5 protein-coding genes are annotated in these 13308 nt (G+C 71.1%); 1 reads left to right on the plus strand and 4 read right to left on the minus strand.

All coding sequences use genetic code 11. The features are described from left to right. Positions 1 to 5: 5 nt before the first annotated feature. Genes OOT46_RS16095 through OOT46_RS16110 form a run of 4 tightly spaced genes read right to left on the minus strand, consistent with a single transcriptional unit; the run spans position 6 to position 12763 of the window. Complete coding sequence (locus OOT46_RS16095) at positions 6 to 7418, minus strand: non-ribosomal peptide synthetase (RefSeq protein ID WP_265404637.1); 7413 nt, start codon at positions 7416 to 7418, stop codon at positions 6 to 8. Beyond that, positions 7415 to 8500 (minus strand): TauD/TfdA family dioxygenase, encoded by a 1086-nt coding sequence (locus OOT46_RS16100; RefSeq protein ID WP_265404638.1) that lies wholly within the window; start codon positions 8498 to 8500, stop codon positions 7415 to 7417. Before OOT46_RS16100 ends, OOT46_RS16095 begins: the two co-directional genes overlap by 4 nt. Further along, positions 8497 to 11835 (minus strand): condensation domain-containing protein, encoded by a 3339-nt coding sequence (locus OOT46_RS16105; protein ID WP_265404639.1) that lies wholly within the window; start codon positions 11833 to 11835, stop codon positions 8497 to 8499. The genes OOT46_RS16100 and OOT46_RS16105 overlap by 4 nt, the downstream gene beginning before the upstream one ends. Beyond that, positions 11828 to 12763 (minus strand): TauD/TfdA family dioxygenase, encoded by a 936-nt coding sequence (locus tag OOT46_RS16110; RefSeq protein WP_416136205.1) that lies wholly within the window; start codon positions 12761 to 12763, stop codon positions 11828 to 11830. The genes OOT46_RS16105 and OOT46_RS16110 overlap by 8 nt, the downstream gene beginning before the upstream one ends. 227 nt (positions 12764 to 12990) lie before the next feature. Between OOT46_RS16110 and OOT46_RS16120 the strand changes: the two genes are divergently transcribed. Then, positions 12991 to 13224 (plus strand): MbtH family protein, encoded by a 234-nt coding sequence (locus OOT46_RS16120; protein WP_265404640.1) that lies wholly within the window; start codon positions 12991 to 12993, stop codon positions 13222 to 13224. Positions 13225 to 13308: the final 84 nt, after the last annotated feature.

Raw genomic sequence — 13308 nt, forward strand, 5'->3', positions numbered from 1 at the left:
GGAGCTCACTCCATTCCTTCCAGCAATTGGTCGAGCGAGGCCGCATCGAGCGCGGCCTCCGGAAAGTCCTGCGGGGTCAGCAGCTCGCCAGCGTCGGTCTCGGCGAGTTGCAGCAGCTCGGTGAGCTGCTCGATGAAACGCGCCGCCAGTGTTTCGACGGTGCTGCGGGCATAACGCTGGCAGCTGTAGCCCCAGTCGAGCTGGAGCCGGCCGTCGAGCACATAGGCGTTGAGGTCGAACTCCTGATGCCGTGGGGTGCGGGGGTCGTAGAGCCGGCCGCTGTCGGTCTCCAGCCGGGTGAACCCCTGGCCATCGACGCTGGCGTCGAGCTGGCCCAGGTAGTTGAACGCCACCGAGGGCCGCACCGCCGGCAAGGCGCGTTTGAGGTAACGCAGCGCGCCGAAGCCGACGCCGCGCTCCGGCACGTCGCGCAAGGCCTGCTTGACCTGCTTCAACTGCGCCAGGGGCGGCGCCTGCAGGTCCGGCGCCAGCCGCAGCGGGTAGGCGGACGTGAACCAGCCGACCGTGCGGCCGACCTCCAGGTCGTCGGGCCGCCCGTGGCTTTCCTGTTCGACGAGGAGCGCATCGGTCGCGCTCCAGCGCAACAGCACACTGGCCAGCGCGGTCAGCAGGAAATCATCCGGCGTGGCACGCTGCCGGCCGCTCTGCAGCAAACGCTCGGTGGCCGGGCGGTCGAGCGCGACGTGCACGGTCTCGATGTCTCGTTCCAGCCGACTGCCCTGCGGCTGTTCGACCGGCAGGGCGGGTGCCTGCTGTTGACGCCAGAACGGCAGTTGGGCATCGAACTCGCCGCTGCGGGTGCGCTGCAGCAGCTGCACCGCCCAGTCCTGGAAGGACGCGCCGCGGCGCGGCAGGGCCGCAGGCTGCGGCCAGGCCTTGAGCGCAGTGGCGAAGTCGGCAAGCAGCGTGCGCCACGACAGGCCGTCGATGACCAGGTGGTGCACGGCGAACAGCAGGCGCTGCTCACCGCCGGGCAGCTGGATCAGGGCGGCGCGCAGCAGCGGGCCGTGTTCGATGTCCAGGCTGGCCTGCACCTCGTCGCAGGTCTGCCGGCAGGCCGCGGCGTCCTGCACCTGGCGGGTGACGAGCAGCGTCGCGTCCTCGACGTCGGCGTGACGCTGCATCCAGAGGCCCTCTTCGCGCCGGAAGCGCAGGCGCAGCGCGTCGTGGTGAGCGACCAGCGCCTGCAGCGCGGCGGCCACCCGCTCGGCCTCCAGTGCATGGCTCGGCGTCAGCAGCACCGACTGGTTCCAATGGTGCGGGTTGGGCGGCGCCAGCTCGAAGAAGGCATGCTGGACCGGCGTCAGCGGCACCTCGCCGGTGGGCGCCGCCCGCTCCGCGAGGGGCCGGGCCGGTTCGGCGGCCGCCGCCAGGGCCTCCACGGTCTGGTGCTGGAAGATCGCCCGAGCCGTCAACTTGAGCCCGGCTTCACGCGCCTGAGTCACCACCTGGATGCTCAGGATGGAGTCGCCGCCGAGCGCGAAGAAGTTGTCGGTGATGCCGACCTCGGGCAGGCCCAGCACCTGGGCCCAGATGCGGGCCAGCGTCTGTTCGATGGCGTTGCGCGGTGCCGCCTGTGGGCGGCTGGCCTGGGCGAAATCGGGCGCGGGCAGGCGCGCCCGGTCGAGCTTGCCGTTGGCGTTCAGGGGCAGTTCGGGCAGCCAGACGAAAGCCGCCGGCACCATGAAGTCAGGCAGTTGCTCCGCCAGGAAGTGACGCAGGTGGTCGGCCTCGCCATCGGGGGCCTGCCCGGCCAGGTAGGCCACCAGGCGCGGCGGCTCGCCCGCGGCCAGCACGGCGGCCGCCCGGACCTGCTCGTGCTGCAGCAGGCGTGCCTCGATTTCACCGGGCTCGACCCGATAGCCGCGGATCTTGAGCTGGTGGTCGCGCCGGCCGACGAAACTGAGCACGCCGTCACCCGCCTGGCGCGCGAGGTCGCCCGAACGGTACAGGCGGCTGCCGGGCGGCCCGAAGGGATCGGGCACGAAACGCTCGGCGGTCAGTGCGGCATCCCCCAGGTAGCCGCGCCCGACGCCGGCGCCGCCGATCGCCAGTTCACCCGTCGTGCCCGGCGGCTGCAGCTGCAGCGCGTCGTTCACGACATAGAGCCTCAGGTTGACCGTCGGGGTGCCGATCGGCAGATGGGCGAGACCGGCCGGTGGCGCGACGTCGAGCCGGTGCATCGCGACGTCGTCGGCGCACTCGGCCGGCCCGTAGGCATTGAGCAGCGGCACACCGGGATAACGCTCGAACCATTGGCGGGCGAGTTCGGGCGGCAAGGCTTCGCCGGTGGGCAGCAGGCAGCGCAGCGCCGGCAGCTGAGCAGGGGCCGAGCTGTCGAGCAGCATGCCGCGCATCAGCGAAGGAACACTCTCGAGCACGGTCAGCCCCTCGGTGTTGACCAGGCGCAGCAAGGCGGCCGGATCCCGTGCCACGGCGTCCGGCACGATCTGCACCCGCGCCCCGCACAGCAGCGCGGTGAGGAACTGCCACACCGAGATGTCGAAACACGGCGACGCGGTCTGCGCGATACGGTCGGCCGGCGTCAGCGCCAGCTGCTCGATCTTGCCGAGCAGGTGGTTGAGCATCGCGCCGGCCGGCACCATGGCGCCCTTCGGCGTGCCGGTGGACCCGGAGGTGTAGATCACGTAGGCGAGCTGCTGCGGATGCGGCGCCACCGGCAGCAGCGCCTGCTCGACCTCGGCATCCGGCGTCACCCGGTGCGGCGCCTGCTCCAGCGCGGCACACAGCTGCGCCGCGATCGGGCAGCCGGCCTCGGCCACCAGCACCGCGGGCGCCGCCAGCGACACCATCTGGGCCAGGCGCGCGCTCGGCAAGCTCGTGTCGAGCGGCAGCCAGGCGGCGCCGGCCAGCTGGCTCGCGACGATGCCGAGGAGGTAGTCGACCGAACGCGGCAACAGGATGGCGACCAGCCGGTCCTGCCGAGCTCCGGCGTGCTGCAGCGCGGCGGCGAGGCGGCGCGCCCGCTGAGCCAGCTCGGCGTAACGCAGGGAGTGGAGGCCGTCGCAGACCGCCAGGGCGTGCGGCTGCCCTTGCACCACGGCCTCGAACAGCGCGGCGAAACCTTGCGCCACCGGCAACTCGCGGGTGGGCGCCCGGCACAGCAGGGCTTGTGTGTCGGCGCCCAGCAGCGGCAGGTCGGCCAGGGGGCGTTCGGGGGCGCTCAACGCGGCCTCGATCAGCACCCGGTAGTGCTGGGCCAGGCGTTCCACGCTGGCGCGTTCGAACAGGTCGGTGCTGTATTCGAAACAGCACTCGATGCCGTCGCCGCTGTCGCGGCAGTTCAGCGACAGGTCGAACTTGCTGGTCGGCAGCTCCACCGCCTGCAGCTCGACCTCCAGGCCGGGCAGGCGGGACAGGGCCGCATAACGCTCGGTCTGCATGTCGAACATGGCCTGGAACAGGGGCGCGTGGCTGAGGTCGCGGTCGGGCACCAGGGCATCGACCAGGCGCTCGAACGGCAGCTGCTGGTGCTGGCTGGCGTCGAGCACACGCTCGCGGGTGGCGTCGAGCAGCTGGTTCAGATCGGTGCTCGGCGTCAGGCGGTGCCGCAGCACGACGGTGTTGACGAACAGGCCGACCAGGGGCTCGAGCTCCAGGCGGTCGCGCCCTGCGACCGGGGTGCCGACGCGGATGTCGTCCTGCCCTGCATGGCGGGCCAGCAGCGTCGCGAAGGCGGCTTCCAGCAGCATGAACAGGCTGGCGTTGCGGCGTTGCGCATGCGCCTTCGCGCGGTCGGCCAGCGAGCACGGCAGCCGCACCAGCACACGGTCGCCGCGGCCGGACAGCACCGCGGGCCGGGGCCGGTCGGTCGGCAGTGCCAGCAGGGGCTGCTCGTCGCCGAGCACCTCACGCCAGTGCGCCAGTTCGCCTGCCAGCACGTCTTCGGAAAGCTGGCGGCGCTGCCAGCTGGCGTAATCGGCGTATTGCAGCGGCAGGGGCGATGGCGGCTTGACCTGCGGGTCCAGCGTCGACAGGTACAGCTCGCTCCAGTCCTGCAGCAGCCTTTCGGTGGACCAGCCGTCGGAGACGATGTGGTGCATCACCAGCACCAGGTGATGCTGCTCGGGCGCCAGCCGGAGCAGCACGGCGCGCAGCAGCGGCCCTCGGTCGAGCTGGAAGGGCATCGCCGCGATTCGCAGGGCGCGCGTCTGGGCTTCGGCCTCGGGATCGGCCGCGCCAGACAGGTCGATCGTTTCGAGTCGCGCTGTCGGTGCCGGGTCGACGACCGCCTGGGGCCGGCCGTCGGCGCCGGCCGGAAAACGGGTGCGCAGCACCTCGTGGCGGGCCTGCAGCGCTTCGAACGCGATGGCCCAGGCCTCGACGTCGAGGCGCCCGGCCATCTTCAGCACACCGGGGATGTGGTAGGCGCTGTCCTCGGGGTCGAGCTGCGCGAGGAACCACAGGCGCTGCTGAGCAAAGGACAGGGGCAGCGCCTGGCGGCTGGCGAGCGGCTCGATCGGCGCCGGCAAGGACGGCGCACTGCGGCCGCGCTGGCGCTCCACCGCGAGGGACAGGCCTTCGACCGTCGGCGCGGCAAACAGCTCGCGCACCGGCAGCTCGATGCCGAAGCAGCGGCGCAGCCGCGTCACGACCTGGGTCGCCACGAGGGAGTGACCGCCCAACTCGAAGAAGTTGTCGTGCACGCCGATCCCTTCGACGCTCAGCAGGTCGGCCCAGATGGCCGCGACCAGCTGTTCGGTCACGTTGCGCGGAGCCACGAAAGCGGCCCCTTGGGCGCGTTCCGGCGCCGGCAGCGCAGCCCGGTCGAGCTTGCCGTTGGGCGTTTGCGGGAAGGCCGCCAGGCTCACATAGGCGCTGGGCAGCAGGTGCTCGGGCAGCGAACGCAGCAGGTGCTGGCGCAAGCTGTCGGCCTGCGGTGCGGCGCCGGCCGGCACGACATAGGCGACCACCCGCCGTTCGCCGGGGCTGTCCTCGCGAACGATGGCCACCGCCTCGCGCACCGCGGGGTGCTCGGCGAGCCGGGCCTCGATCTCGCCCAGCTCGATGCGAAAACCGCGGACCTTGACCTGCTGGTCGGTCCGGCCCAGGAACTCGATCTGGCCGAAGGCGTTCTGGCGCACCCGGTCGCCGGTGCGATACAGGCGCTGCCCCTCGGCGTAGGGATGCGGCACGAAACGCTCGGCCGTCAGGCCGGCGCGCCCCAGGTAGCCGCGCGCCACGGCAGGCCCCGCCAGGTAGAGCTCGCCCTGCACGCCGGCCGGCAGCGGCTGCAACGCCGCGTCGAGCACCCAGGCCTCGACGAAGGGGATGGGTGTGCCGATGGGCACCGGGTCTTCGCCGTCGCGGGTGCGGTGGGCGACACTCCACACGCTGACTTCGGTGGGCCCGTATTCGTTGAACAAGGCGGCGCCCGGCAAGGCCCGATGGTGGGCCTGCACCAGCGACGCCGGGCAGGCTTCGCCGGCGACGATCACGTCGGTCAGCGAGCTCAGCCGGCCGGGCTCGGCATCCAGCAGCTGCGCATGCAAGGAGGGCAGCGCGAGCAGGTGCGAGACGCGGTGCTGCTCGACCAGGCGCGCCAGGGCGCCGACGTCGCGGTGCGCCTCGTCCTCCGGCAGCACCAGCAGACCGCCCTGCGTGAGGGTCCAGAAGATGCCGGCCACCGAGCTGTCGAAAGCGACCGACGACAGCATCAGGTAGGCCGACACCGGGCGTTCGTACCAGTGGTGGCGCGCCAGTGTGGAGTGACAGGCGTTGCGGTGGGTGATGGCCACGCCCTTGGGCCGCCCGGTGGAGCCGGAGGTGTAGATCAGGTAGGCGAGCTGGTCGGGGTGCGGCCTGCGGGCCTGCAGCGCTGCTGCGGGTGCGGCCGGCGTGTCGATGCGCACCACCGGCACCTGCCATGCCAGCCGCCCGGCCGTGCCGGCGTCGCCAACGACACAGCAGGCGCCGCTGTCGCTGGCCATGTAGGCCAGCCGTTCCACCGGGTAGCCCGGGTCGAGCGGCAGGTAGGCGGCACCGGACTTCAGCACGCCGAGCAAGGTGACGACGAGATCGACCGAACGCGGCAGGCAGACACCGACGATGCGGTCGGGCCCGGCACCGGCGGCCAGCAGGTGGGCGGCGAGTGCGTCGGCGCGCCGGTTCAGCTCGGCGTAGTCGAGCATCTTGTCCCCGCAGGCCAGCGCCGGGCGGTCCGGGGTCTGCGCGGCCTGGCGCTCGATCAGGGCATGCAGGGTGAGGTCGTGCGTGGCGTCGAGGCCCGGGCTGGGGCCCTTTGAAGCGTGGCTGGCGCTGGAGGGCAGCAAGGAGATGCGGCCGAGCGACTCCGAGGCGGCCGGCACACTGAGCAGCAGCGTCGACAGCTGAGCGGCCAGGGCTTCGACCGCCTCCGGGGCGAAGCGGGCCGCGTCGTAGCTGAGGGCGGGCTGCGCGCCCGCGGCGCCGAGGTGAAGGTCGAGGCGCAGCCGGAACGGCGCCTCGACGGCCAGCAGGCCGGCCTCCTCGGTGGCCTCGGCCACACGGTACTGCAGCGCGATCTCGCCCTCGAACACCGGCAGTCCCTCGGCCTGAGCGAGCGCCTCGATGCGCGCCTGCCCGAGCGTCTGGCACCACGGCGCCCAGGGCTGTTCGGCATCGTAGGGCAGCGCGAGCGGCAGCACGCGGGCATAGGGCCCGCAGGCGTCGGTCAACTCGTCGCTGCGCCCGGCATCCACGATGCCGATGTTCAGGGTGGGCTGGTCGAGATGGCGTGCCAGCAGCAAGGCCCAGGCCGCAAAGGCTTGCGCTTCATGCAGCCCGGCGAAGCTCGGCAGCCTCAACGTGCGGGGCTCGAAGACGCCCGAGGCCGGCTGCTCCAGGGGCAGGCGGCCGAGCGGCAGCGGCCGGCGCGCCTGCCAGAAGGCGGCCGCCGCAGGCTCGGCCTGGACCAGCTCGTGCTGCCACTGGGCGTAGTCGGCGTACTGCACCACCTCCGCGTCGGCGCGGCGGCCGTTCAGCCGGTCCAGCAGTTCCTGGGCGACCCGCTGCAGCGTGCGGGCGTCGCCGTGCAGGCCGTCGACCGACAAACACAGGCTGCAGTCCCGTTCGCCGACCCACCAGGTGGCGGCCAGTGCGGCGCCACGCGGGTGGCGTTGCGATGTGAGGGAAGCGGGTAGCGGCCCGACCCGCTCTTCCCAGTGCAGCGCGGGGCGGTCCTCGATGAACTGCAGCGGCACGCCGGCCACGCTGTCGAGACGGGTGCGCAGCACTTCGTGGCGGGCGGCGATGGCGCTCAGTGCGGCGCGCACATCGCCCGGGGTGGCACCCCGCGGCATCGCGAACACCCCGCGTGCACCGCAGAGGTCGGCGGACTGGCTCTGCCACGCCGAGAGTTGCTGGACTGAAAGGCGAAAGCCTGCGGTCTGGGTCATGCCTGCTCCGTCGGCGCTGCAGCGAGCGCGAGGTCAGCGGCGCGCATCGGCTCGGCCATGGCAGTCAAGATGCGGCGCGGGCCGCGGAAAGGGTGGCGCCCATGCAGCGCCAGGATGTTGTCGAGCATCAGCACGTCGCCGCGTTGCCACGGGAAGCTGACCATCGCCTCCAGGTAGATGCTGCGCAGCAGCTCGACCACCTCGGGCTCGATCGGCGTGCCATCGCCATAGAAGGTGTTCTGCGGCAGGTCCTCGGGGCCGAACTCGGCCAGCAGGGCGTCCCGCGCGCTGGCCGGCAGCGTGGTCGCGTGGAAGAAGGTGCCGTGGTTGAACCACACGGCTTCGCCGGTCTGCGGGTGACGCACGACGGCCGGGCCGATCTGGCGCGTGCGCAGGCGGTCGCCGCTCTTCCACTCGACACGAATGCCTTGCTGGCGGCAGTACGCCTCCACCGTCCCCCGGTCGTCGGTCTGGAACACGGTCTGCCAGGGCAGGCCGAAGCCGTCGCCGTAGTTGCGCACGTACAGAATGCGCTCGCGCGTGAAACGCTCGCGGATGTCGTGCGGAACGCGCTGCAGCACCGTGCGGGTGTCGCCGATCGGCGTTTCGCCGCCCTCCCCCGGGGCCACGTCGCAGTAGAAAAAGATCTTGCGCGGGAACACCGGCGAGTAGGAGTGTTCGTTGTGCGGAAAGATGCTCTCGTCGGCCGGATAGTCCGTCGAGGTGTAGACATGCCGGGTGTCGTCGACCTGCGTGCGCGGCGAGGCGCGGAACTGGTATTGCAGTGCGCCCTCGGACAGGGCACCGACGGCGTCGTGGAAACCCGCCACGCCATCGACCGCAAAACCACGCCACAGCAGCGCGCCGTGCTGCAGCAGCAGGCGTTCGACCTCCTCGCGGCGACCCGCGGCCCAGGCCGCGAGGTCGACACCGGGCAGGACCGGCTCGCACAGCAGCGGCAGCGACCGGCCCTCGGCCGGCGGCGTGAAACGCACCAGCGTGTCGGCGCTCGGCGCGAGCGCCTGTCGGCGTACCGCACCGATCCGCGGGCGTCGTTCGGGGGACAGGGAGGTGTCGCTCATCGGGTCTGCTCCGTGGGATCGACGGCCCGTGCGGCACGGCGCACGAGGGCCTTGCGGGCGGGCTGCGGCAGCTCGGTCTTCGCCGCCCAGGCTTCCAGGCGGGCGACGAAACGCGACGCGAAGCGGGCCACGGTGTCGGGCCGGTACAGGTCGGTGGCGTACTCGATGCGCACCGCCACGCCTCGCGCTTCGCGCGACAGATCGAACAGCAGATCGAGCTCGGCCGTCTCGCGCGGAATGTCGAAGGGGGTCATCGACAGCCCGGGCGCGAGCTGGTGGACCGGCGGGGCGTCCTGGAACACGAACTTGGTCTGGAACACCGGCGCATGGGCCAGGCTGCGCGGCGGCCGCACCGCTTCGACCAGCTGGTCGAAGGGCAGGTCCTGCAGCGCGTAGGCGGCCAGCAGCGTGTCGCGGACTCCCGTCAGCCAGGGGCCGGGGCCGGGAGCAGCGGGGACCCGGCAGCGCACCGGCAACTGGTTGACGAAAAATCCGACGATGCCTTCGCTGCCCGGTTCGTGCCGGTTGGCAATGTCGGTGCCGATCACCAGATCGGTCTGGCCGCTGGCTTCGGCGAGCGTCGCGGCATAAGCCGCGAACAGCGCCATGAAGAGGGTCGCGCGCTCGCCCCGGGCCCACTGCTCCAGGGCCTCGAGGAGCGACACCGGCAGCTGCAGCCTCAGGCAGGCGCCGCGGTGCGACTGCTCCGGCGGGCGCGGCTGGTCGGGCGTCAGGGTGGTGAGCACCGGGGCATCGAGCAGTTGCGCCTGCCAGGCCTCGATCAGCGCGGGCAAGCGGGGCGCCAGCTCGGCCTGCTGCCACAGGGCGAAGTCGCCGTATTGCAGCGGCACGGGCGGCAGCTCGGCGCCCGCGTAGCTGAGGGCCAGCTCGGCCAGCAGCGGCTTGAGGGCCGCGCCGTCGACCGCGATGTGGTGCATCGCGAGCACGAGCTTTGGCTCGTGGCCGTCGGCGTCGAGCAGCAGGGCACGCAGCAGCGGCCCGCGCGCCAGGTCGAACGGCACCGACAGCACCGCGTTCACCTGCTGCTGCCGGACACGCTCGTCGCCACCCTTGCGCTGCATCAGCGGCACCGCCATGGCGGCCAGCACCTTCTGGCGCGGTCCTTCAGCCTCGTCCACCAGCACCGTGCGCAGCGCTTCGTGGCGCCGCACCAGCGTGTCGAGCGCGGCTTGCAGGCGGGCCGGATCGACCGGGGCCGAGAAGGCCAGGCCGACCGCCACATGGTAGAAGGCGCTGTCGGGCTCGAGCGACTGCAGGAACCACAGCCGGCGCTGCGCATACGACAAAGGCAGTGTCCGGTCCTGCGTCTCCCCGGGACGCGCCTGCAGGCCGGTCGTTGCCGGAATGCGGGGCGCCTCGTCGATGCGGCGGGCCAGCTCTCCCAGCGTGGCCGCGGTGAAACACGAAGCCAGCGGCAGCGCCACGCCGAAGTCGGTTCGCAGGCGGGCGGCCAGCTGGGTCATCAAAAGCGACTGGCCGCCAAGCGCGAAAAAATTGTCGTGGACCATCACCTGGTCGAGATCGAGCAGCTCGCCCCACAGCGAGGCGAGACGTCGTTCGGTGTCGGTACCGAGTGCGGCGGGCGCATGCGCCGCGGCGCCGAGATCCGCACGGTAGACCGCGAACGTCTCCAGCGTCTGGGTGTGCCAGCCATCCCGGCAGGCCGAGCGCCGCAGCTTGCCGCTCGAGGTCTTCGGCAGCGTTCCGGGCTTGAGCAGCGCGACGGCCCCGACCGGCTCGCCGAAGGCCTCGGCGACGGCTTGCCGGATCGACTCGATGACGCTGGCGTGATCGCCCTCGCCGGGACGCAGTCGCGCGGTTTCGGCGGCGACAGCGATCGTTTCGCTGTCGGCCAGCTCGGCGGCGAAGACCGCCACCCGCCCCGGCCGCACACCGGCGACGCGCGACTCGATCTCGAGCTCAATGTCCTGGGGATAGAAGTTGCGCCCGCGCAGGATCACCAGGTCCTTCAGCCGGCTGCTGAGGTAGAGCTGGCCGCCGTGCACAAAACCCAGATCGCCGGTGCGCAGCCAGTTGTCGCGCCCCTCGCTGTCGCGGGCCGCGAAAGTCGCCCGCGTGGCGAGCTCCTGCCCCCAGTAGCCGCCAGCCACGGTCGGGCCTCGCACCCAGAGCTCGCCGACCTGATCCTCCGGCAACAGGCGGCCGCTGTCCGGCTCGACGATGTGCACCTCGGTCCCGTCCACGGTCGTGCCGCACGCGACCAGGGTCGTGCCCTGCGCGGCAGGCTCGGCCACGCCGCGAGCCAGCGCGGCGGTGTCGAACACCGTCGCCTTCATCCCGGTATCCGGGCCGGCGGACACGAACAGCGTCGCTTCGGCCAATCCATAGCAGGGGCAGAAGCTGCGCGCCGAGAAGCCGAGCGGCTCTGCCAGACGGCGGAAGGCCTCGAAGGTGCTGTGCCGCACCGGCTCGGCGCCGCAGAAGGCGATCCGCCAGCACGACAGGTCGAGCCCCGTGACCGTGGCCGGGCGAACGCGATCGGCACACAGGCGGTAGGCAAAGTCGGGTCCGCCCGACATCGTGATGCGATAACGCGACACGGCCTCCAGCCAGCGGCGCGGGCGCTCGATGAAACGCTTGGGCGACATCAGCACCAGGGGCCGGCCGCACAACAGCGGCTGCAGCAGGCCGAAGATGAGCCCCATGTCGTGGAACAGCGGCAGCCAGCTCAGATAACGTTCCTCGGGACCTTCCTGGAGACCTTCGGCCATCGCGACGTGGTTCGCGAGCAGATGGCGGTGACTGACCCTCACACCCTTGGGGCTGGCCGTCGAGCCGGAGGTGTATTGGAGGAAGGCCAGATCGTCGGGCTCGACCCGGCGCTCGCGCCAGGCTTCGGCATCGCCGCAGCAGGCCGGCGTGACCACGACACGCATGCCGGGATGGTGAAGCTCGTGCTGCGTGAGCGCCTCGAGCCCCGCCACGTCGGTCAACGCCAGAGCGGGCCGCGCATCCTGCGCGACGCTCAACAGCCGCTTGACCGCCTGCGCCTGTCCGGTCTCGGGCGGGTACAGCGGCACGCCCACCAGACCCGCGTAGAGGCAGGCGAAAAAGGCGGCGGCGTAGTCCAGGCCGGAGGGAAACAGCAGCAGCGCGCGCTCGCCGGGGGCCGCGGCGTCCTGCAGCACCTGGGCCAGCGCGCGCACACGCCGATCCAGCTCGCCGTAGCTCAGGCTTTCGGTGACGTGCTCGCCGTCGCCGAGGAAGTCGATCGCGGTGCGTTCGGGATGCAGCAAAGCGCGACGGCGCAGCGCCGAGACCAGGTCGGCGGGCGTCGAACGAAGGTCAAACATGGGCTTCCTGAAAGGCTTCGGCCATCGCGACGACCACTCGCCGCGGGCCCGTGAAAGGACGGCGCCCGTGCGCCACCAGCATGTTGTCCAGCATCAGGACGTCGCCCTGCTGCCAGGGAAAGTGCACGCTGGTCTCGTCGAGCACGCCGCGCACCTCGTCGAGCGCTTGCTCTTCGAGGGGGCTGCCGTCGCCGTAATACACGTTGCGCGGCAGTTCCACCGGGTCGTCCACCACCTCCAGCAGCGCCTCGCGCACGGCGGCTGCGAGACCGGAGACGTGAAACAGATGGGCTTGGTTGAACCACACCATTTCGCCGGTGAGCGGGTGGCGGGCCACGGCCTGGCAGACCTGCTTCGTGCGCAGCTCGCCGTCGGCCTTCCACTCGAACTCGATCTGCTGCGCGGCGCAGTAGCGCTCCACCGCCGCGCGGTCCTCGGTGTTGAAGGCCCGCTGCCACGGCAGGTCCAGCCCGTTGCCGTAGTTGCGCACATACAGGAGCCGCTTGCGGGCGAAACGCTCGACCAGCCGAGGGTCGAGGCGCGCGTAGACGCGACGGCTGTCTGCAATCGGCGTTTCGCCGCCGCTGAGGGCGGGTTGCATGCAGTGGAACCAGATCTTCATGGGCCACTGCAAGGTGTACGACTGCTCGTTGTGCAGCGGGATCGACTGGTGCGCCGGGTACTCGGTGGAGGTGTAGACCCCCTGCTCGACCGCCGACCTGGGCGTCGAAGCAAAGTCATAACTCAGCAAGGGGTGCCCGAATGAGCGCGCGAACCTTTGAAAGCCCTGCTCGCCGGACACCGCAAAGCCACGGAACAGGATGGCGCCGACTTCATGCAATCGCCGGTCGACGGTCTCGTGCAAAGCGCCGAGACAGGCTTGCAGGTCAGCGCCGGCGGGCGCGCCAACGACCAAAGGCCATTCGATCTCTGACTCGGACGATCCGGTGCGCTTTGTCGGGCCGCCAACGACTGATGCAACGATGATGGAGCTCCCCTGGGCGATTGAATGACCGAGGCCGCGCGCGCCGCGCGCGTCACTCACGTACCCCCCAATATGTTTTTGAATGTAAACACGAATCGTTCTCGTTTAGATTAGCATAGTATTGACGGAAGACAAGAGAAGTCGTTCACAGCGAAAGAAAGGACAGACCGATGAGTTGGGACAGCCCCGATACCCATTTCCAGGTCGTGAAGAACCACGAAGACCAGTACTCCATCTGGCCCGACTACAAACCTTTGCCGAAAGGCTGGCAGGCGGTCGGCAAGCAAGGCGAAAAGCAGGAATGCCTCGCCTACATCCAGGAGGTCTGGACCGATATGCGACCCCTGAGCCTGCGCCAGGCCATGGCGGAGACAGGCAGCGATGCGAGCCCCGCGGCTCGATGAGCCGGCCTGCATTTGCCCTGCTGAACGAGACGGCCACACGGCCAGGTCGCGCCAGCGGCCCAGGCACTGCGGCAGGCGGCCACA

Source organism: Aquabacterium sp. A7-Y, from assembly GCF_026153205.1.
In the GTDB taxonomy this organism is placed as follows: domain Bacteria; phylum Pseudomonadota; class Gammaproteobacteria; order Burkholderiales; family Burkholderiaceae_C; genus Caldimonas.